The organism is Streptomyces glaucosporus (assembly GCF_039533345.1).
Taxonomy (GTDB): domain Bacteria; phylum Actinomycetota; class Actinomycetes; order Streptomycetales; family Streptomycetaceae; genus Streptomyces; species Streptomyces glaucosporus.
The window spans coordinates 169437-188719 of sequence record NZ_BAAATJ010000010.1 but is presented as its reverse complement, the minus strand read 5'-3'; the positions used below and the strand labels follow the sequence as shown (position 1 = coordinate 188719).

At 75.0% G+C, this 19283-nt stretch carries 17 protein-coding genes and 1 pseudogene; 7 read left to right on the top strand and 11 right to left on the bottom strand.

Going from position 1 to position 19283, the window contains the following annotated elements; genetic code table 11:
• The 4 genes and pseudogenes from ABD358_RS13690 to ABD358_RS13675 all read left to right on the top strand — a co-directional run.
• A pseudogene (locus ABD358_RS13690) lies at positions 1 to 566 on the top strand (DUF6297 family protein); the annotation flags it as partial.
• 84 nt (positions 567 to 650) lie between these two features.
• Positions 651 to 1649: a hypothetical protein gene (locus ABD358_RS13685; protein ID WP_344631233.1), complete on the top strand. Its 999-nt coding sequence runs from the start codon at positions 651 to 653 to the stop codon at positions 1647 to 1649.
• A 31-nt stretch (positions 1650 to 1680) separates the two neighbouring features.
• Complete coding sequence (locus ABD358_RS13680) at positions 1681 to 2814, top strand: hypothetical protein (RefSeq protein ID WP_344631232.1); 1134 nt, start codon at positions 1681 to 1683, stop codon at positions 2812 to 2814.
• A 53-nt stretch (positions 2815 to 2867) separates the two neighbouring features.
• Positions 2868 to 3701 (top strand): aminoglycoside adenylyltransferase domain-containing protein, encoded by an 834-nt coding sequence (locus tag ABD358_RS13675; protein ID WP_344631231.1) that lies wholly within the window; start codon positions 2868 to 2870, stop codon positions 3699 to 3701.
• Positions 3702 to 4114: 413 nt separating this feature from the next.
• Here ABD358_RS13675 and ABD358_RS13670 read toward each other — a convergent pair whose 3' ends face one another.
• From ABD358_RS13670 to ABD358_RS13650, 5 genes are all read right to left on the bottom strand, one after another.
• A complete protein-coding gene (locus ABD358_RS13670) occupies positions 4115 to 4303 on the bottom strand; it encodes a DUF397 domain-containing protein (protein ID WP_344631230.1) in 189 nt (62 codons plus the stop codon).
• Positions 4300 to 5157 carry a helix-turn-helix domain-containing protein gene (locus tag ABD358_RS13665; protein ID WP_344631229.1) on the bottom strand — a complete coding sequence of 286 codons (858 nt, stop codon included), beginning with the start codon at positions 5155 to 5157 and terminating at the stop codon, positions 4300 to 4302. Before ABD358_RS13665 ends, ABD358_RS13670 begins: the two co-directional genes overlap by 4 nt.
• Before the next feature lie 208 nt (positions 5158 to 5365).
• On the bottom strand, positions 5366 to 7648 hold the full coding sequence (locus ABD358_RS13660) for an NACHT domain-containing protein (protein WP_344631228.1): 2283 nt from the start codon (positions 7646 to 7648) through the stop codon (positions 5366 to 5368).
• Positions 7649 to 7664: 16 nt separating this feature from the next.
• Complete coding sequence (locus tag ABD358_RS13655; RefSeq protein ID WP_344631227.1) at positions 7665 to 7949, bottom strand: type 1 glutamine amidotransferase family protein; 285 nt, start codon at positions 7947 to 7949, stop codon at positions 7665 to 7667.
• Positions 7946 to 8530 carry a hypothetical protein gene (locus tag ABD358_RS13650; RefSeq protein WP_344631226.1) on the bottom strand — a complete coding sequence of 195 codons (585 nt, stop codon included), beginning with the start codon at positions 8528 to 8530 and terminating at the stop codon, positions 7946 to 7948. The genes ABD358_RS13655 and ABD358_RS13650 overlap by 4 nt, the downstream gene beginning before the upstream one ends.
• Positions 8531 to 8670: 140 nt before the next feature.
• On the opposite strand from ABD358_RS13650, the gene ABD358_RS13645 reads away from it, so the two are divergent.
• The gene (locus ABD358_RS13645; protein ID WP_344631225.1) at positions 8671 to 8823 is read left to right on the top strand and encodes a hypothetical protein; all 153 of its coding nucleotides are present in this window, start codon (positions 8671 to 8673) and stop codon (positions 8821 to 8823) included.
• Positions 8824 to 8892: 69 nt separating this feature from the next.
• Here the strand turns inward: ABD358_RS13645 and ABD358_RS13640 are convergent, their stop codons facing one another.
• The gene (locus tag ABD358_RS13640) at positions 8893 to 9582 is read right to left on the bottom strand and encodes a methyltransferase domain-containing protein (protein ID WP_344631224.1); all 690 of its coding nucleotides are present in this window, start codon (positions 9580 to 9582) and stop codon (positions 8893 to 8895) included.
• Between the two features lie 155 nt (positions 9583 to 9737).
• Between ABD358_RS13640 and ABD358_RS13635 the strand changes: the two genes are divergently transcribed.
• Positions 9738 to 10205 (top strand): ATP-binding protein, encoded by a 468-nt coding sequence (locus ABD358_RS13635; protein ID WP_344631223.1) that lies wholly within the window; start codon positions 9738 to 9740, stop codon positions 10203 to 10205.
• A gap of 111 nt (positions 10206 to 10316) precedes the next feature.
• Here the strand turns inward: ABD358_RS13635 and ABD358_RS13630 are convergent, their stop codons facing one another.
• The 4 genes from ABD358_RS13630 to ABD358_RS13615 form a co-directional block, all read right to left on the bottom strand.
• The gene (locus tag ABD358_RS13630; RefSeq protein WP_344631222.1) at positions 10317 to 11534 is read right to left on the bottom strand and encodes an MFS transporter; all 1218 of its coding nucleotides are present in this window, start codon (positions 11532 to 11534) and stop codon (positions 10317 to 10319) included.
• 280 nt (positions 11535 to 11814) lie between these two features.
• A complete protein-coding gene (locus tag ABD358_RS13625; RefSeq protein ID WP_344631221.1) occupies positions 11815 to 12240 on the bottom strand; it encodes a MerR family transcriptional regulator in 426 nt (141 codons plus the stop codon).
• A 1234-nt stretch (positions 12241 to 13474) separates the two neighbouring features.
• Entirely contained in the window at positions 13475 to 14866 is a 1392-nt protein-coding gene (locus tag ABD358_RS13620; protein ID WP_425576320.1) for a class I SAM-dependent RNA methyltransferase, read from the bottom strand.
• A 79-nt stretch (positions 14867 to 14945) separates the two neighbouring features.
• Positions 14946 to 16979 (bottom strand): APC family permease, encoded by a 2034-nt coding sequence (locus tag ABD358_RS13615; protein ID WP_344631219.1) that lies wholly within the window; start codon positions 16977 to 16979, stop codon positions 14946 to 14948.
• Between the two features lie 12 nt (positions 16980 to 16991).
• Between ABD358_RS13615 and ABD358_RS13610 the strand changes: the two genes are divergently transcribed.
• On the top strand, positions 16992 to 18809 hold the full coding sequence (locus tag ABD358_RS13610) for an SDR family oxidoreductase (RefSeq protein ID WP_425576318.1): 1818 nt from the start codon (positions 16992 to 16994) through the stop codon (positions 18807 to 18809).
• On the opposite strand, the gene ABD358_RS13605 is transcribed toward ABD358_RS13610, so the two are convergent.
• Positions 18709 to 19191, bottom strand: coding sequence for a MarR family winged helix-turn-helix transcriptional regulator (locus ABD358_RS13605; RefSeq protein ID WP_344631217.1), 483 nt, complete (start codon positions 19189 to 19191; stop codon positions 18709 to 18711). The two genes, ABD358_RS13610 and ABD358_RS13605, sit on opposite strands and share 101 nt — an antisense overlap.
• Positions 19192 to 19283 lie beyond the last annotated feature (92 nt).

Below are 19283 nucleotides of genomic sequence, written 5' to 3'. Positions count from 1 at the left end.
GGAGCAGGAAGTCCGAGACGCCGCCCGCGGCCCTGGCCGCCGGCGCGGCGGCCGGAGGCGGGGCGGCGTCCCTCGCCCCGCCCGCGGCCTCCGCGCTGGGCTGCTTCGCCGCCTCCGCCCTGCTGGAGCCCGCGCGGCTGGACGCCGACGATCCCCGGCGCACGGCCTGGTCGCCCCGCCCCCGCGGGCGTGTCGCCGTGGAGCACGCGATCGTGCCGGTGCTCCTCCTCACCGCCGCGGGCTGCCTGCTCACCGTGCCCTTCGCCCCCGTCGCGGGCCCGCTGCTCACCCTGGCGGCGGTCCCGGCACTGGTCGCCACCGGACTGGTGAGCGCCTACCGCACCCCGGTGCCCGCCTGGCTGCTGTTCAGCGGCCCCGCACTCGCCGGCGCCGGCCCGCTGCTGGGCGTCCTGTGGCACGCCTCCGGGCCGGTCGCCGGGGTGCTGGCGGTCCCCCTGCTGCTCGGCATGCCCCTGGGGTGGCCGGCCCGCGTCGCCGCCTGCTGGCTGCTGGCCCTGTCGATGCTGTGGTGGGCGCGTCACGGCGCCCGTGCCCGCGCGCGGTGACGCGGCGGCACGGCCGTCCTGTCGCACCCCGCGGGTACGGTGTGCGCGCACCACCTCCCCCGTCCCGACCCGTGGAAGCGAGCCGTGCCCGTGACGCCCCCCGACCCGTCCGCCGAGACCCTGGTGGCCGATCTGGTGGCCGACCTGGTGGCCGAGGTGCCCGAACTGGCGGAGTACGTCCGCGCCGCCGTCCTGCTGCGGCCGGCGGCGGGGTCGCCCGGCGTGCGGGACAGCTCCGTCGGCGGCCCCCTGCTGTGGCCCGCCGGCGAGCCGTGGCCGCTGTGCCCGCACCCCCACATGGCGCGGGTGCGGAAAAGGCTCACGGACGAGGAGCGCGAGGCGCTGGAGCGGATGGGGCGGGCCCGGCGCGAGCGCCGCCGATCGGGCCGGAGACCCCCGATGCCGCCCGAGGAGGCCGAGACCCCGGACAGGATCCTCGACGGCGCCTCCTCCCTGGACATGACCACCTGGGAGCGGGTGCGGTGGGTGGCGGACACCGGCGGTCCGGACGTGCCGATGGTCCCGGTGGCGCAGCTCCACGCGCGGGACGTCCCCGGCCTGCCCCGCCCGGACGGCGCCGACGTCCTCCAGGTGCTGTGGTGCCCGAACGACCACAGCGGGCTTCCCGGCCAGCCGCACTACAGCGGGCCCGCGGTCGAGCTGCGGTACCGCGCGGCGGCGGCCGTGGACGCCGTGGCGGACCCGCCCCGCCCGCACCGCGCCCTCGACCTCTGCCTGCCCTCGTCCTGCACGGTCGATCCCGTCCGGGTCGCCGACCTGCCGAGCACGGACGACCTCCCGGCCGCCCTCGCCGAGCGGGCACGGGCGTGGGCCGCGGCACGCGGGGTCGACCACCACCGCTTGGCCTGCCGGTCCGGCTGGAAGGTCGGCGGCCGGCCGAGCCGGCACCTGACCGGCCGCGTCCGGGTCGACCGCCCGTCCTGCGGCGCCGGGACGCGGCTGCTCCTCACGGTCGGGAGCAGCCACGGCGGCCCGGACGTCACCGTGGGCCGCTTCGGCGAGCTCCGCGTCTTCACCTGCGCCGCCGACGCCTCCCACCCGGTCCGCCTCGACATCCAGTGACCCCTCGTCCGGTACCTCTCCAGGAGCCCCCGTGTCCGTCACCGCCCGTCTCGTCGCCTCCCTCGAAGCACCCCTGGACCGCGCCGCGGCCGACGCCCCGTACGTGCTGCGGTGGCCGGGGCGGAGACTGCTCGTCCAGCAGGGGGACGCCGAGGCGGTCGCGTACGACCTGGACGGGCTGACCGCCGGGACGGGCGGGGCCGCGCCGGTCCGCTTCCCCGCGCCCTGGCGTCGCCGCCTCGGTCCCTGCGCGGTGTCGCCGGAGAGGGACCTGGCCGTCTTCTCCGGAACGCACGCCCTGCGCGCGGTGGACGCCGGCGGCCGTGTGCGCTGGGAGATCCGCCACGGCTGCTGGAGTGCGCGCTGCCGTGAGCTGCACGCTTCCGCCGGGGAGTACGACGGCCGCCGCGACCACCGGTACCCCGACCGCGGCTCGGCGGTCTTCTCCGCGGACGGGTCTCTGGTGTGGGCCCACGTCCGCACCCCCCTCGCCTCGGACGGCCCGGACGCGGAGGCGAGGGAGGAGTGGCTGGTGGTCGACGCAGCCGACGGGCGCGTCCTGGGCCGGGCGGACACGCGGACGGCCGTCCACGGCTCGGTGCACGTCCCCCACCCCGACCCCCGGCGGATGGGGCTGACGCTGGGCGAGGGGCAGGACGGGGTGCCGCTGTACTGGGGCCGCTGGGACGGCGAGAAGCTGACCGCCGAGCGCGTCGGGGACGACATCCGCGTCCTGCTCGACGTCAGCCCGTCCGGCGACCGCTTCCTGACCGTCACCCACTACCAGGAGATCCTCGCCGTGCACCGGACCGGGGACCACTCGGTCCTCGCCGAACTGGACGCCGCCCCCGCCGTGCCCCGGCACCCCGGCACCGGACCGGAGGACGGCGGGGAGGACGGGTACGGCGAGGACGACGAGTACGAGCCGGGCTGGGACTACGAGGGCGGCTTCCTCGACGAGGACACCGCTGTCGCGGGGACGGCCGAGACCGACGACGAGTGGGGCCCCGCCCGCCACTGGGCGATCGACCTCACCCGCATGCGCGTGCTGGGCCAAGTCGCCTACCCGGAGCGGGTGTTCGGCTCGCCCCGGCCGCTCGGCGACGGCACCTGGTACACCCTCTCCGAGGCGGGTGACGTCCTCCGGGTGTGGGCACGGGCCTGAGGGTACGCGCGGCGTCGGGGCGTCACTCCCCCGGGCCTTTAGCCTGGGAGGTGATGGACGAACTGATCGCCCCTCTCCTGGAGCACCTGGACCGGGAGAACCCGGGAGACCTCGTCGGCCTCTACCTCCACGGCTCCGCTACCGCCTCGGGGTTGCGTCCGGACAGCGACATCGACCTGCTCATGCTCACCCGCAGGTCGCTGACCGCGCCCGAGCGTGCCGCGCTGGTCTCGCTGCTGTCGCGCGTCTCCGGGTGGCGCGGCCACGCCGAACGCTTCCCCGACGCGGCGCACCGGCGGCCCGTCGAACTGACCGGCATCGTCGTCGACGACGTCCGCCCGTTGACGGGAACGCCTCGCCGCGACTTCCAGTACGGCGAGTGGCTACGCGAAGACCTCGCCGACGGCCTCCTCCCGCAACCCGCGGACGATCCCGACACCGTCGTCCTCCTGGCCACCGCTCACTCGGCGCACCGGGCGCTGCGCGGGCCCGCGTTCGGCGACGTCGTCCCCTCCGTCCCGCCCGAGCTGCTCGGGAACGCTGTCCTCGCCGTCGTCCCGGACGTCCTGGAAGGGATCGAAGGCGATGAGCGCAACGCCCTCCTCACCCTGGCCCGCGTCCTCGTCACGCTCGACACCGGCCGGATCGTCCCCAAGGACACCGCCGCCGAGGCGGTCGCGCGGACGCTCGCGGCAGCCGACCGCGAACTGCTGGAACGCGCCCGGGCCGGCTACCTCGGTACGGCCGCCGACGACTGGACCGGTCTCACCCCGCGGGTGACCGCACTCGCCCGCACCCTCGCGGACCGAGCCCGGCAGCACAGTACGAGGACGCGCCCTGCCCGCCCTGCTCCGGGCGGTGACGCGCCCGGTCACGGCCAGGCCTGACGAGCTGCCACCGGTAAGCGCTACGGGCCGACACGGGCAGGAATGCGTCCGCCTTCCGCCGCTTTCCGTCACGGGCGGTCGTGGTCCAACAGCACCGCTTGGCACACTTTTTTATAATATGCAGAATGCTGACATGACTCGCCTGGCCGGGAAAGCCTTCCGGAATCCGGGCCCGCCACTCGAAGGCGAACCCCGGCGAAGACCGCCACGAGGACAGCCTCCTGGATGCTTCCGGCTCGTTCCTCGCGCTCGTCGCCGCAAGCATGTTCGCGGGCCCGGTGTACGCGGAGGGCGGTGCTCCCTGGGCCCTGTCCGCCGTATCGCTGCTCTGTCTGCCAGGAGGTGCCGCCCTCCGCGCGGGCAAACGGATGCCCGGCCCGGCATCAGGCTGACCGCGCGGAGGCGCGTCCGCGCTACTCCCCCGCCACGTACCGTACGAACCGGTCCCAGCCTTCGCGGCCGACCGCGAAGGCCGGACGGCTCACGTCCTTGGAGTCCCGCACGTGGACGACCTGTTCGGTGACGGCGACCTCGATGCAACTGTCGCCCTGCGCGCTGCTGTAGCTGGACTTGAACCAGTCGAGGTCAGTCGTTCCGCTCATAGCGCTCCTCGCATCTGCTCAAGCAGGCCCACGGATTCCTTCGGGGGCAGGGCCTGCGAACGCAGTCTCGCATAGCGCATGTGCAGCTTGCTGACCTCCTTCGGGTCAGCGATCAAGCGACCGTTCTCCTGCCCCTCCGAGTACCCGCGCCAGCGTCCGTCCGGGGTTTCCAGTAGTTGGATCGGTCCAGCCAGGCACGCGTGGTACTCGGTGCAGGCAGGCATGATCTGGAGCGTCACGTTCCTGGCTTTGACGGCTTCAAGGACGTGATCGAACAGACCACGGGTGACCTCAGCTCCGCCGATGCGACGCATGAAAACAGCTTCGTCGACGATGAAGTCGAAGGCCGTGCTGGGCCTCTCGTGGAGCAACTGCTGCCGCTCCAGCCGCGCCCGTACGGTGGCTTCCAGGGCGTCGTCCGTCAGGGGCGGAATGTCGTTCTCGCAGAGGGCGCGCATGTACCCCTCCGACTGCAACAACCCGGGCACCAGCCTGCACTCGTACGTGCACAGGCTGACCGCCACCCGCTCCAGGCGGGCCCACTGGCGGAACCAGGCCGCCAGGCCCGGTTCACCGCGCGTCAGGTACTTGGCGGCCTTCCGGAGGGCGCCGGTGTTGCCCAGGGCCTCCTCCGCCCGTTCCACGAACGACTCGTCGGGCATCCGGCGGCCCAACTCCACCGATTCCACGGTGTGCTTGGAGTACCGCACCCGTTCGCCGAAGTCCGCGCGGCTGAGGCCGGCGTGCTCGCGCAGGGCCTGGACGACGGCGCCGAAGGTCCGCAGGCTGTCCGACGGGTCGGGCTCCCGTCCCACGTCCCCGCCCGTCGTCGTACAGGCGTCGTCAACGGTCATGGGCGGCCCCTCCACGTGCTGTGCTGTGCGCGGTCTCCCCCGCGGCCGAACCCGTCCAGCCTGACCGATCGGACCGCGCACCGTCCACCCACAGTGTCCGTACTCTGACTCTCCATACGGGCCACGGCGGTCACGGCGTCCCGTTCGGCGACGCGGCTGCCGGGGCGGCCGTACGCGGTCGGCGGCGGTACGTGAGCGGCACGGCCCCTCACCGGGCCGGACATCCGCTCTCCGAGCCCGCGGCCCCGCGTTCGCCGTCCCGCCGTTCCCCGTCCCGCCGGAGGTCGGGCGGGTGGGGCCGGGTGGCGAGGTGCTCCTGCAACTCCAGGTGGCGGAACTGGTAGGCGCCCCCGGCGGCGCGCAGCAGCCCGAGGTCGTAGCAGTGGTGGAGGAGACTCCCGAGCCGCCACGGAAGCCTTCCGCGCGTGCACAGCAGAAGCGCGGTGTGGCGCAGCGTCGCCGGTCCGCCCAGCACGGCGCGGAGTCCCCGGGTGGCGGGGAAGGCGCCCGCCAGCGACAGGAGGAACCCCCACCCGACGACGAGGACCAGTCCGCTGATCGTCATGGTGGGAACCAGCATCGGGCCTTCGAACAGGAAGAACTGCTCGTAGGCGGGCAGGGTCAGGATCTCCACGCTCTCCAGCGCCCCGATGAGGACGGCCGAGACCAGGCAGGCGGTCAGGTCGTCCCGCAGCGCGCTCCGCGGATCGCCGACGGAGTGGTGCCGTGCGCCGAGCGTGAGGTAGAGCAGGCAGCCGAAGCCCATCCAGCCGGGTACGGCCGGCCAGTAGACGAACTCGCCGGCCAGGTACGGGAATGTTCCGGACGCGGAATGGCCGAGCCAGTCGTAGAAGAGATCGCCGCCCACCCCGCCGGCGGCCCCGCCCACCAGCGCCGCGGTCACCGTGCGCCGCAGCCCGGAGGACGTGGCCAGGGGCAGCAGGGACAGACGCGCGGGCTGCGGCCAGGCGACGGCGTAGGCGGCCGCGCCCGCTGTGATCGCCCAGACCATCGCGACGAAGGCCGCGCTGCCGGTCGTGCTGTTGAAGCTGTCGGTGAGGAGGTAGGGCACCAGGAACACCGCGACGACCATCAGGAAGAACAGAGCGCTGACCACACGGGCCCTGCGGGGACCGGCCAGCGGCCACAGCTCGTGGAGCACGATGTCCGTGCCCGACAGCCGGCGGCCCGCGACCGTCCGGGACGGCGTGGCCGCGTTGCCGTGCAGGTAGGCGGCGAGGACCGCCAGGTGACGCCACACGGCCTCCGGGTCCGGGCGTGCCAGGGGCCGCTGCCCGCCCTCCTCCGGCGGCGCGTTGACGGCCGCCTTGACGAAGCGGTCCAGCAGGTAGCCGTGGAGTTCGCCGCGCTCCGCCAGGCGCACCAGGTCCTTCGGGTCGCGGAGGAACTCGCCGCTCCCGGGGTCACGCTCCTCGTACACCACGGCCGCCAGCGTCAGCCGCCAGGGCGTGTCGAGGGCGTCGACCAGCGCGGCGGGGGCCGAGGGCGCGTCCAGCGCGTCCAGCAGGGGTTCCCAGCGGGCGAGGTTCCGCGCCGAGTAGCCGATCCTGGACTCGAGGTAGGAGCGGACGTCCCCGCCGGCCACCCGGACGATCTCGATCCGCGCCGCCCCCTGGAGCTGGGCGTCGGCCGCGACCAGCGCCTCGTAGTGCGGACGGCGGCAGGTGAGCACCACCGGGGCCTTCTCCCCCTGCCACGGGTGGCCCTCGACGGCGCGCAGCAGCTGCGCCGCCCGGGAGGTGTATCCGGGCCGCGGGGCGGCGTCCATCTCGTCCAGGCCGTCGATGACCGGCATGACGAGGTTGGCGTCCACCACGGAGCGGGCCTCCCGGCGGGGCAGGTGGAACGCGCCGGTCAGATGGCGGACGAGCCAGTCCCGGACGGAGCCGCCGGGCCAGGATGCCGCGGACAGCCGGACCGGAACCGGTTCGCCGGGGGCGCGGTCCCGCGTCAGCCCGAGGATCAGCGCCACGGCGAGGACGGTCTTCCCCGTCCCGGCGTCCGCGGAGCCGTCACCGGCGGAGCCCGTGACGACCAGACGCCCGGGGGAGAGCGAGCGGTAGTACGCGGCGATGCCCCGCAGGCTGCCCCCGGCGTGCCCGCCGCCTCCTCCGCCGCCGGCGGGCCCCGATGCCTCGGCCCGGACGAACCGCAGGTCGATCGCGGTGTTGAGGGCCTGGGGGTCGCCGCCCAGAAGCTGCTTGTACTGCCTTCCCTCCTCCGCCAGGACCGCCCCCGCCAGTTCCGTGGCGATCACCGCCGCGGTCCGGTGCTCCCGCAGCGCCCGGACTGCGGCCCACAGGCCCGCCGCCGCGAGGCCCACGCCGGCCAGTCCCAGGAGGAGCCCCGCCGTGTCCGCGGTGCTGCCGCTCCCGTCCCGCAGCGCACCTGCCGTCCAGGCCACGGAGACCAGACACAGCAGCCCGCACGACCAGGCCGCCGCATACCCCACTAAGCGTCGCCGGTTCACCACCATCTCCCCATCATCACCGGAGAATCACGGCTCGCTGGCGGAGAGTGACCGAATCGTGAGGCTTCCCGGACGGGCCGGGCCTGGCCGGTCGTCGGGACGCGGGGCGGGGGCCGTACTCGACGACGAGGCGGACGGCCTCGGCGGCCTCGACGACTTCGACGGCCTCGACGACCTCGTCACCGGCCATCCGGGCGGCCAGGCGGAGGACCGGGTCGGTACCGGCCGAGACACCGGCGGCGGTGGCGTACCCGCCGTAGACGACCACCCGCTCCGAGGCGGGGAGGGCGCCGCCGGTCATTCGGGGTCGGCCAGAAGCGACAGGGCGCGCAGGCGGGTGGCGTACCAGGCGAAGGCACAACAGGTGACCAGGTAGATGACGACGGCCTGGGCCGCGTAGTTCGGATAGTCGAGAATCCGGGCGTCCTGCGTCGGGTCGGTCCCGTGGGCCGGGTTCTCCCTGATGTACGGCATCGCCCACGCGAGGACTCCCCCCGCGCCCTGTGCCGCCAGACACAGGACGGCGAACTCGCCCAGGCGGAGGAAGTAGGCGCGGCGGCGGGCGCGGACCAGGGTGCGGACGCGTGCGCGCGCCCGGCCGAAACGCCACAGGTCGCCCTGCGGCGCCGCCTTGGCGCTCACCTCGGGAGCGACCACCACCGCCGCCACCACCAGCGCCGCCACCACCAGCGCCGACAGCAGCGTCATGCCGACCGCGAGCATCGCCTCGGAGCCGGCTCTGCTGCGCATGAGGTCCGGGACGAGCAGGAGGGCGAGGAGCGGCACGTAGGCCACGACGGTCAGGGCGTACGTGCGTGCCAGGACGCCCGGGGCCGGTGACGCTCGGTGTGCCGCGCCCGGGACGGCAGGGGCTCCGGTCATGGAGGAGGAGCCTAGCCGGGGGCCCACCGCCATGAAGGGCCTCGGCGGACGTCCTGCGCGGCGAACTGTCCGCCAGGGACCGCAACCGGACGTCGCTCACCGAGCTCTCCCCGAAGGCGGACTTCCCGGCGCTGCGCGGGATGCGGACGCCGGCCCCGCGCACACGTGAGGACGCCTTCCAGCTCTGCGGGCGCGCCACGACGGCCCTCGGCCTCGGCCACATCACCACGGCCGAGCGCGGGGCCGCGAGCCTGCGGGAGCTGCGGAAAGCGCACGAGGAGGCCGGGGCCTGAGGAACACGCGGGGCGCGGGACACAGGAGGCCGCGGCGGGCGTCGGCGGGCGGCGTGGCCGGAGGGCGGCTCAGCGGGGGCGGTGGGCGGTCACCAGCAGCGTGTCGGCGGCGCGCGGCCCCTCCCCCGTCGCGGGCAGCACCTCGGTGCCGATCCGGGTGAACCCCGCCCCGTCCAGGACCTCCGCCCAGACGTGTGCCCGGAGCACCCAGCGGCGCATCGTGGCCGTCCCGCCGTCGGGGGTCCTCGCCGGGATCTCGGAGGCCGTGACGTCCGTCCGCGCGGGGGCGCCGCCCACGTGGTGCGCCAGGGTGGAGAACACCAGCCGTCCGCCCGGCCGGAGGGCGGCGGCCGCCGCGGGCAGCAGCTCGCGCGGGTCGGTGAAGTCGACCGCGCCGAAGACGCTGTACAGCACGTCGTAGGCGCCGGCCGCCGTGTGCAGGTGCGGTACGGCACCGGAGAGCACGATGCGCAGGCGCGGCGCGAGGTGCCCGAAGAGGTCGGTGGCGGTCCCGTGCTGCGCCGGGGAGGCGTCGACGGCGACGACCCGGGCGGGTGCGTGGCGGACCGCGAGGTGCGCGGCGTGCCGGGCGGCCCCGGCGCCGAGGTCGCCCACGGTCCGCCCGGAGAGGTCGCCCAGGAGCTCCGGGCCGGGGCCGCCGTCCTGGCTCCAGGTCCAGTGGAAGGCCCCGGGGACGGCGCGGTCGCGCCCGGCTCGGGCGCGGCCGTAGTGGTGCCAGAGGTCTGCGGTGCCGGTCACCCGCCCCATCCTGGTGGGTGCGGCCCGGTGCCGGACCGTGATGCGCGGCGTCGTCACCGAGTCGGCCGAACGGCCACCCGGCGTCTCCGTACGGTGACACGCGGTACGGGGTCCACCGCTGGCAGACGTCCCCGCGCGTCCGCCAGCGTGGTCGCATGCACCTGGCAACGCCCCAAGAGACCGGCAGCGTCCGCACGTTCGCCCAGCGGCTGTCCTCCACCCGCCGCGGAGCCCGCCTCGCCCGGCTGCTCGCCGCCGGGCAGCTCCGCGCCTGGCCCCTGCCGCCGTCCGTCGCCGACCGCGCCGAACAGGTCGTGGCGGAACTGGCCGCGAACGCCGCGCTGCACGGGCGCGTGCGGGGCCGCGACTTCCGGATCGCCCTCACCCTCAACGGCGTGACGGGCGTCCTCCTGGTCGAGGTCACCGACACCCGCGGCGACAAGACGCCCGAGCCCGGCCCGGCGCCGGGCCCGGACAGTGAGTCCGGCCGCGGGCTGCTCCTGGTGGACGCCCTCGCCGACCGCTGGGGCACCGACCCCTACCCGCCCGGCGGCAAGACGGTGTGGGCGGAGTTCGACCCCCCGCCGCGGCCCGCGGGGAACGCGTCCGGACACGGGCACTGACCGAGAGAACCGGCCTCCGGGCGCGCCGCCCGGCGGCCCCTTCGTCACGCCCGTTCGGGTCGTCCGGACGGCACGGCGGCCTCCGTTCCGCCGGCGCCGTCGCGGGGGTTCTCAGGTGTCGACGGCCGTCGGGGCCCGTTCCGGTGCCCGGCCCCCGCTCCGGGCGCCGTGCGCGGACCGAGGAGGAACGAGGAGGAACGAGAGGGTCATCGCCGCGGTGGCCGCCACGGGCACCCAGCCGATGCCCGCGATGCCGATGACCGCGCCGCCGAGAGCGCCCGCCACCCCGGTGCCGAGGTAGAGACCGCAGATGTTCAGCGCGAGGGCGGTCATCGCCGCCCGGGGGCCCGCCGCGCCCATGATGCTCCCCTGGATCGGCGGGTTGAGGCCCCAGGCGAACACGGCCCAGAAGGCGATGACGGCGCCCATCACGATCGGGTTGCCGATGCCGCTGAACACCAGGGCCGCGGCCAGCGCCAGCGCCAGGGCGTGCCCGCCGACGACCAGGCGGAGGCTGCGCCGCGGGCCCAGCGCGTCGGCCGCGCGGCCGGCCAGCACGGCGCCGAGCAGGCCCGCGACGCCGACGGTCAGGAGCACCACCGACAGCAGCCCGTGGGAGCCGCCGGCGACCTCGGCCGTGTAGGCCGCGAGGTAGGTGTAGAACATCAGGCCGCCGCTCGCCGCCAGGAAGGTCACCGTCACCAGGCGCAGCACGGCCGTGTTCCGCAGCGGGGCGAGCCGCTCCCGCAGCGGCGCGGGCTCGCCGCCGGCGATGCGCGGTGCCGTGGCCAGCAGCCCGAGCGCGGCGACCGTCCCCACGCCGGCGATCAGCCAGAACGTCGCCCGCCAGCCGAAGGCACCGCCGAACCACGACCCGAGCGGCACCCCGGTGAACAGCGCCGCCGTCATTCCCGCCGTGGCCACGCCGAGGTAACGCCCCCGCATGCCCTCCGGCGCGCCCATGGCCGCCGTGGCGAAGGCGGCCGAGGTCACCACGGCCGCGGCCAGGGCGGCGAGCACCCGGGCCGCCATCAGCGCCCAGTACCCCGGCGCGACCGCGGCGGCCGCATTGGCCAGCGCGAAGACCAGCAGCCCCAGAACCATCACGGTGCGCCTGGGGAAGCGCTCGAACACCACCGCCAGCGTCGGGGCCCCCAGCGCGTAGACGACGGCGAACACCGTCACCAACTGCCCGGCGGCCGGGACGCCGACGTCCAGGTCGGCCGCGATCGTCTTGAGCACGCCGGCGATGACGAACTCGTCCGTGGCCGTGGCCAGCAGGGTCAGGAACAGTACGAGAAGCCAGCCGGGAAGGGCTCTTCTCATCATGGGCGGACCTCCGTCACACGCGCCGGAACGCCGCCCGGGCGGGAGGCTCACCCTCCGCCCGGGGGACGCGCGCGCTCGCAGCGATGGGAAGCGGGCACCGGGCGGCTTCCGGCTCACGGCCTGCGCCGCGGCGCCACGCACCCACGGGACGCTAGGTGGTGACACCGGTGTCAGGGTCAAGCCCGAGCCCGGGGAGCGGCCGTGAAAGGAGGCCGCACCCTTGGCCGGGGACGTGTCCCGTGTCGTCCGGCGGCGGGGATTCCCGAGTCCGCCCGGCTCCTCACGTCCTCCGCGCGTTCTTGAGGATCCTCTCGAAGTCGTCGGCCCCGGACCGGGTGCGGAGCATCGCGATGCGGCGCACCAGTTCCTCACGGTGCCGCTGCAGCAGCGCCGCCTTCTCGTCGATGACGGCCAGCCGTTCCTCGTACATGGCGATCGCGTGGTCGGCGTCGGAGCAGGACATGAAGTCGGCCATCTCCATGGACAGGCAGGGCTCGACCTGCCGGATGTCCTCGACGGTCAGTCCGGACCGCAGCAGCTCCCTCACGTTGAGGACCCTGTTGACGGCGTCCTCGTCGTACTCCCGCCACCCTTTGCCGGTGCGGCGGGCCCGCAGGAGCCCCTTCTGCTCGTAGTAGCGGATGGACCGCCGGCTCACACCCGTTCGCTCGGACAACTCCCCGATCTGCACGACGTCTCCGTTCACGGCACGGTCCACGGCTCACCAACGGCCACCATGCTCCGGTGCGCGGCACGCGACGGACAACCCCGGCGGTGCGTGCGGGACGCCTCCCGGCCACCGGTGGCGGCCGCGGAAGGCCCTCGCGTTCTTCCTCGTCAACACGGCGCTGGCCGGTCTGTCGTTCCTGGGGGCCGTCGTGTGGGCCGTCGTGTGGGCCGCCGTCTCCGCGCGCGATCTGACCTGTCCGATCCCAGGTTGGCAGCCCCACCCGGTCGACACCCGGTCGGCGCGTGGGGCGGGCCGGCCCCGGCCGGCGCGGTGGCGCTGCGCTTCGCGGCCGGCGTGGTGGCCTTCCCCGTGCCGCCGTGGGCCGTCGTCCACCTCACCGAGTGGCAGCGCGCCGCCGTACGCCGCCTCACCGGCGAGACGGGCCCGCGTTTCCCCTCGGAGGGCCGGGTGACGCCCGCAACCGGCCCGCGGTTCGGAGCGACGCCCGGCCCGGCAGAGTCCGCGTACCGCCGCCACCGTCCCGGGGGGACCGGCCGAGATCCTCGGCCGGAGAGAAGCCGAGCGGAGAGCCGCCGAGTTCCCGGCGAGGGAAAGCGCCGTCCGGGGGTCTTGTCCGGGGTGCGGGCCGTCCCGGAGCACTGCTTCACGGACCGGGGGCGGTTCATCGCTCCCCACGGCCACGTCGGGTACCCCGACCACGGCCGCGGGGACACGCGGCTCGGCGGGAACCTGCCGGTCGCCGTCGGCCTGGGCACCGGCTCCTGCCGTTTCATCACTTGGGCCGAGACGGACGACCTCATGGAACGCGGCCTGCTCTGCCCCGGCGCCGGTCCGAGCACGCGCGACCGGCCTCACCGCAACGCCCCGACGGGACCGGAGTCCACGGTGTGCCGGACGGCGCCGGGTCGGCCGCTCGTTCCCCTGCCCTTCACCGCCCGTGGTACAGGCGGTGGAGGTCGACGAGTTCGACGTCACCGCGCCGGTCGGCCCGGCCCACGACCAGTTCCGGCTCGTGCCGCTGGATCAGCCGGATCCGGCTGCGGCGGTCCTCCGGCCGAGCGCCGGGGGTTCCGGGCGATGCCCTCGTACCACGGCCGGCACGAGGGCTGCCGCTCCACGGAACCGCAGACCAGGACGGTTCCGCGGGGGGAGCGGCCGTTCCGCCCGGCGGGCGCCCGGGGGCAGGCCGGACGGAGCCCCCGGGTCCGCGGGACCCCGGGTCAGGAGCCCTTCTCCGCGGGACCTCGGGTCAGGAGCCCTTCTCCGCGGGCTTGAGGATGGCGACGCACTCCACGTGGTGGGTCATCGGGAACAGGTCGAAGGCCCGCATGAAGTGCGGGACGTAGCCCTCCTCGCCGAAGTAGGCCAGGTCGCGGGCGAGGGCCGCCGGGTCGCAGGCGACGTAGGCGATGCGGCGCGGGCCGAGCGCGGCGATCTGCCGGACCGTCTTCCGTCCGGCGCCGGAGCGGGGCGGGTCCAGGACGACGATGTCGGCCTCGGTGATGCCGGTGCGCGGCAGGACCTTCTCCACCGTGCCCCGCTCGACGCGGACCCGGTCGAGGTCGGCGAGGTTGTGGCGGGCGTCCTCCACGGCGCGCTTGGACGCCTCGATGCCCAGCACCGCGCCCTTCTCCCCGACGCGTTCGGCCAGGGCGCCGGCGAAGAGCCCGGCGCCGCAGTACAGGTCGAGGGCCATGTCGCCCTTGTGCGGGGTGAGGCCGGTCATCACGGCCTCCACCAGCAGGTCGGCGGCCTTGGGGTGGACCTGCCAGAAGCCGCCCGCGCTGATCCGCCAGGTGCGGTCGGCGGCGCGTTCGCGGACGTAGGGGCGGCCGTGGACGCGGTGGACGGTCCGCTCCCCGCCCCGGGCGCGGGACTCCTCCACCCGCATCACCGACACCGGGCGGTCCAGTTCCACCAGCGGCAGCCGCCCGCCGGGGCTGGGGGTGACCAGGACCTGGCGGTCGCCGGAGCCGGTGGCGGCGACGGCCTCGACGGCGGCGGTCTGCGGCCAGGCGCGCTTCTCGACGCCGAGTTCGCTCACGCCGGGCGCGGCGATCAGGCAGCGGTCGATCGGCTGGATCTCGTGGGAACGGTGGCGGCGCAGCCCGACGCGTCCCTCCTCGTCGACGGCGTACTGCACGCGCGTGCGCCAGGCCGGCACCTCGCCCTTGGGGACCTTGTCGCCGGGCGCGGGTTCGACGGTGCCGTCCCAGCCGACGTCCGCGGCCGACAGGCCGGCCAGCCGCTGGAGCTGCTCGGCGATGACGGACGCCTTCAGGCGCCGCTGGGCGCCGGGGGCCGCGTGCTGCCAGTCGCAGCCGCCGCACAGGCCGGGTCCGGCGAAGGGGCACGGCTGCTCGACGCGGTCCTTGGAGGCTTCCAGGATCTCCACGGCGTCGGCGCGCAGGAAACGGGAGTCCTCGCGCCCCTCGGTGACCCTCGCCACGACCCGCTCGCCGGGCAGGGCGTGGCGGACGAACAGGACCCGGCCCTCCTCGGTGCGGGCGACGCAGTGGCCGCCGTGCGCGACGGGGCCGACCTCGACCTCGTACTCCCGGCCGGCCAGCGACGCGGGGGCGGCGCCGTCGGTGCCGGGCTGCGCGGCGGCGGACGTGGTGGGAGGCGTTGCGGGGGACATCAGGGAGTCGCTCCAGGAGGTGGGGTGCGCCAAGGACGGCAGTCGTCCAGACTACCGCCCCCGCGCGGGTGACCGCCGTCTACGGTTCGTGCCGGTCCGCGGAGCCGCGCCGCACCGCGCCGGGCGCGCTCCACTCCGACCGCCGGCGGGCCCGCAGGCGGGCGCGCTCGGAGGACTCCAGCTGGTAGGGCACGGACGTCACCATCACGCCGGGGGTGAACAGCAGGCGCCCCTTGAGGCGCAGGGCGCTCTGGTTGTGCAGCAGCTGCTCGTACCAGCGGCCGACGACGTACTCGGGGATGTAGACGCTGATCACGTCGCGCGGGCTGTTGCGGCGCAGGCTCTTGACGTACTCCACGACGGGCCGGGTGACCTCGCGGTAGGGCGAGTCGAGGGTCTTGAGGGGGACGTCGATGCCGCGCCGGTTCCACTCCTCGCGCAGGGCGCGGGTCTCCTCGGGGTCGACGTTGACGCTGAGGGCCTCCAGGACGTCGGAGCGCACCAGCCTGGCGTAGGCGATGGCCCGCAGGGTCGGCTTGTGGATCTTGGAGACGAGGACGATGGAGTGCACCCGCGAGGGGCGGGCCATCTCGTCGCGGCCCTCGTCCTCGGCCACCGCCAGCTCCTCGGACACCCGGTCGTAGTGCCGCCGGATGCCGCTCATCAGCGCGTAGAAGAAGGCCATCCCGATGAGGGCCACCCAGGCGCCGTGGACGAACTTGGTGGCCAGCACCACGATCAGGACCAGCCCGGTGAAGAGGGCGCCGAAGGCGTTGATGACGCGCGAGCGCGCCATCCGGCGGCGGGCGGCGGGGTCGCCCTCCTCGCGCAGGTGGCGGTTCCAGTGCCGGACCATGCCGGTCTGGCTGAGGGTGAAGGAGACGAAGACGCCGACGATGTAGAGCTGGATCAGCCGGGTGGAGTCCGCGTCGTAGGCGTAGACCAGGGCGCCCGCGGCGACGGCGAGCAGCACGATGCCGTTGGAGAACGCCAGCCGGTCGCCGCGGGTGTGGAGCTGGCGGGGCATGAGGCGGTCCTGGGCGAGGATCGAGCCGAGGACGGGGAAGCCGTTGTAGGCGGTGTTGGCGGCCAGGAACAGCACCAGCGCGGTGGCTCCGGCCAGCACCAGGAACGGCAGCGAGCCGTCGCCGAAGACGGCGGCGGAGACCTGGGCGATGACCGGGTCCTGGTGGTAGCCGGGGCCGGCGGGCTCGCCGTCGATGAGGATGTCCGTGGCCGGCGTCTCGGACATCTTCACCCTCGTGGCCAGCGCGAGGGCGATGATGCCGCAGAACATGGTGACGGCCAGGCCGCCCATGAGGGCCAGGGTGGTGGCGGCGTTGCGGCTCTTGGGACGGCGGAAGGCGGGGACGCCGTTGCTGATGGCCTCCACGCCGGTGAGGGCGGCGCAGCCGGAGGAGAAGGCCCTCAGCAGCAGGAACAGCAGCGCGGCCCCGGCCAGGTCCCCCTGCTCGGCGAGGACCCGGTAGTCCGCGCTGGGCGCCTCCATGGTGTCGCCCAGCACGAGCCCGCGGAAGGCCCCCCAGCCGATCATGGCCAGGACTCCGGCGACGAAGACGTAGGTGGGGACGGCGAAGAGCGTGCCGGACTCGCGCACGCCCCGCAGGTTCATCACGGTCAGCAGCGCGATGATCGCCAGGGCCACGCCGGTCTTGTTCTCGGCGACGAAGGGCACGGCCGAGCTGAGGTTGTCCACGCCCGCGGTGACCGACACGGCCACCGTCAGCACGTAGTCCACCAGCAGGGCGCTGGCGACGGTGCGTCCGGCGCGGGGGCCGATGTTGACGGTGGCGACCTCGTAGTCGCCGCCGCCGGAGGGGTAGGCGCGGACGTTCTGCCGGTAGGACGCCACCACCGTGAGCATGAGCACGACGATGGCGAGGGTGATCCACGGACCGTAGTGGTAGGCGGAGAACCCGGCGACGGAGAGCACCATCAGGACTTCGCCCGGTGCGTAGGCGACCGACGACAGGGGGTCGGAGGCGAAGACGGGCAGGGCGATGCGCTTGGGCAGAAGCGTCTCGGCGAGCCGGTCGCTCCGCAGCGCACTGCCGATCAGAATCCGTTTGGACACGTCGGTCAGCTTGGACACGCATGGGATCGTATGCCGTGCCCCGCCGAACGGACGAACCGCCGTCCACCGGCCGCGGGCGGCGGGAAGCGGCGCGGCGGCGCGGTTGCGGAGGGTGTCCGCGGGGCCGAGCATGGCCGTGTGCGCGGTCACGGGAACGGCGGCGGGACGGCGGACCGGGGCGCCGGGCGGCCGCTCCGCTGCCTGGTCACCGGGGCCACCGGCTACCTGGGCGGACGGCTGGTGCCCGAGCTGCTGGCGGCCGGGTACGCGGTCCGCTGCCTGGCCCGTGTCCCCGGCAGGCTGCGCGACCACCCCTGGGCCGGGGAGGTCGAGATCGTCCGCGGCGACGTGACCGACGCCGCCTCGACGGGCGCGGCGCTGGAGGGGGTGGACGTCGCCTACTACCTGGTGCACTCCCTCGGCGGCGGCCCCGGCTTCGAGGAGACCGACCGCAGGGCGGCGCGGGTCTTCGGCGAGCGGGCGCGGGCCGCGGGGGTGCGCCGGATCGTCTACCTCGGCGGGCTGACCCCGCGCGGCGTCCCCGAACGGGACCTCTCCCCTCACCTGCGCTCCCGGGCCGAGGTGGGGCGTCTGCTGCTGGACTCCGGGGTGCCGACGGCCGTGCTGCGGGCGGCGGTGGTGATCGGCTCGGGGTCGGCGTCGTTCGAGATCCTGCGCTACCTGAGCGAGCGGCTGCCGGTGATGGTCACCCCGCGCTGGGTGCGCACCCGGCTCCAGCCGATCGCCGTCCGCGACGTGCTGCGCTACCTGGTCGGCTGCGCCTGCCTGCCGCCGGAGGTGAACCGCGCCTTCGACATCGGCGGTCCGGACGTCCTGACGTACCAGGAGATGATGCGGCTCCACGCGGAGGCGGCGGGGCTCCGGCGGCGCGTCGTCCTGCCGGTGCCGGTGCTCTCCCCCGCCCTGTCCAGCCACTGGATCGGGCTGGTCACCCCGGTGCCCGCCGCGCTCGCCCGGCCGCTGACGGAGTCGCTGCGGCACGAGGTGGTCTGCGCCGAGCACGACATCGCCCGGTACGTGCCGGACCCGCCGGGCGGCCCGCTGGGCCTCGCCGAGGCGCTGCGCCTGGCCCTGGAGCGGGTTCGGGAGGCGCGGGTGGCCACCCGCTGGTCCTCCGCGTCCGTCCCCGGCGCTCCCAGCGATCCGCTGCCCACGGACCCGGACTGGGCGGGCGGCAGCCTCTACACCGATCTGCGGGACCGGGTGGTCGCCGCTCCTCCCGAGGCGCTGTGGCGCGTGGTGGAGGGCATCGGCGGCGAGCACGGCTGGTACTCCTTCCCCCTGGCCTGGGCGGCGCGGGGATGGCTCGACCGGCTGGCCGGCGGGGTGGGGCTGGCCCGCGGGCGGCGGGACGCGGCCCGGCTCCGGGTCGGGGAGGCGCTGGACTTCTGGCGGGTCGAGGAGATCGAGCCGGGGCGGCTGCTGCGGCTGCGGGCGGAGATGCGGCTGCCGGGTCTGGCCTGGCTGGAACTGGCGGTCGACCGCGACCGGTCGGGGCGGACGGTCTACCGGCAGCGTGCGCTGTTCCATCCGCGGGGCCTGGCGGGGCACGCGTACTGGTGGGGCGTGGCGCCGTTCCACGCCGTGGTGTTCGGCGGGATGGCGCGCAACATCGCGGCGGAGGCAGAAGCGAAGACGGAGGCGGGGGCCGCGGGGGCGGGAGTGGCGGCGGCCGGTTCCGGGAAGACGGGCACCACGCGCGCCGGGCGGCGCCGGTGGTACGCGCTCAGGAGCGGGGCGGGTTCCCGCCGGGGCGGCGCAGCGCGGCCAGTTCCTCGTTCATGGCTGCCAGGAAGCGCACGACGGCGCGGAGCTCGGAGTCGCTGAAGCGCCGCCGGGCGGCGTCGGTGGCCTGCGCGAGGGGACGGAAGTACTCGCGGGCCACCTCCCGGCCCCGGGGCGCGTAGTGGAGGTGAACGGTCCTGCGGTCGGCCGAGTCCCGGGTGCGCCGGATGTGGCCCGCGCGCTCCAGCCGGTCCAGGCAGGCGGTGACCGCGCCGGAGGTGAGCTGGAGCCGCTCCCGCAGCAGGCCGGGGGTGACGGGCCCGTCCTCCCCGCCGTCCAGGATCTCCACCAGGGCCTGCACGTCGGTGGGGTGGAGCCCCTGGGACCGGGCGAAGTCCTGTGCCATCCGGCTGAACTCGCCGTTGGTGCGGCGCAGCAGGACGGCGAACGCCTGGAGGCTGGTGGGGTCGTCCGATTCGCTCACCCGTCCACGATATACATTCTTGGTCGTAAAGCTTCTTGATGGTAAAGATATCTGCCCGCCGGGGCGGAACACGCATCCTTCAGATCAGGGGA

Excerpts from the sequence above, each read along its gene's own strand:
- ABD358_RS13645 (WP_344631225.1), top strand. The coding sequence starts at position 8,671 with ATGCGGACGCCGGCCCCGCGCACACGTGAGGACGCCTTCCAGCTCTGC.
- ABD358_RS13650 (WP_344631226.1), bottom strand. The coding sequence starts at position 8,530 with ATGACCGGAGCCCCTGCCGTCCCGGGCGCGGCACACCGAGCGTCACCG.
- ABD358_RS13675 (WP_344631231.1), top strand. The coding sequence starts at position 2,868 with ATGGACGAACTGATCGCCCCTCTCCTGGAGCACCTGGACCGGGAGAAC.
- ABD358_RS13665 (WP_344631229.1), bottom strand. The coding sequence starts at position 5,157 with ATGACCGTTGACGACGCCTGTACGACGACGGGCGGGGACGTGGGACGG.
- ABD358_RS13620 (WP_425576320.1), bottom strand. The coding sequence starts at position 14,866 with ATGTCCCCCGCAACGCCTCCCACCACGTCCGCCGCCGCGCAGCCCGGC.
- ABD358_RS13610 (WP_425576318.1), top strand. The coding sequence starts at position 16,992 with ATGCCGTGCCCCGCCGAACGGACGAACCGCCGTCCACCGGCCGCGGGC.
- ABD358_RS13630 (WP_344631222.1), bottom strand. The coding sequence starts at position 11,534 with ATGATGAGAAGAGCCCTTCCCGGCTGGCTTCTCGTACTGTTCCTGACC.
- ABD358_RS13670 (WP_344631230.1), bottom strand. The coding sequence starts at position 4,303 with ATGAGCGGAACGACTGACCTCGACTGGTTCAAGTCCAGCTACAGCAGC.
- ABD358_RS13655 (WP_344631227.1), bottom strand. The coding sequence starts at position 7,949 with ATGACCGGCGGCGCCCTCCCCGCCTCGGAGCGGGTGGTCGTCTACGGC.
- ABD358_RS13635 (WP_344631223.1), top strand. The coding sequence starts at position 9,738 with ATGCACCTGGCAACGCCCCAAGAGACCGGCAGCGTCCGCACGTTCGCC.